Here is a 436-nt window from a genome sequence, read left to right on the forward strand (position 1 = left end):
TTTCCAAAACCATCAATCTTGCACTTTGTAATTCATTTGAAAAATCTAAGATATGAAACATTATCCAAATGATTTCTATATCTTTTTCAAAAACAACAATATGTTGATGATTTTTATTTTGCAATAAAGCTTTAAATAAAATTCCATTTCCAAAACCATAAAAATACAATACAGGATAAAGTAGGTATTTATCATTATAAGTGTTTAGCATAGTTTGCAATTCTTTAATGGGATCTTGATAAAGTAAATTTTCATTATACCCCCCCCCATTATTTTTTATACTTGTATCTTTTAGATTGATATCTAGATTATCTTTACCTAAGATAAGTTCAAATTTACTTGATTTAATTTCTTTTAAACTTTCTTTTAAAAGAATATTGCTTAAAGCCTCAATGTTTTTGTTAAAAAGTTCTTTTTGAGTAGGGGTGAAGGTCAT

General features: G+C 24.8%; 1 pseudogene. It reads right to left on the reverse strand.

The window, feature by feature from the left end:
* Nucleotides 1–436: pseudogene (locus ELQ04_RS08525) on the reverse strand (motility associated factor glycosyltransferase family protein); the annotation flags it as partial.

It is taken from the genome of Campylobacter sp. CH278 (assembly GCF_004378845.1).
In the GTDB taxonomy this organism is placed as follows: domain Bacteria; phylum Campylobacterota; class Campylobacteria; order Campylobacterales; family Campylobacteraceae; genus Campylobacter_D; species Campylobacter_D jejuni.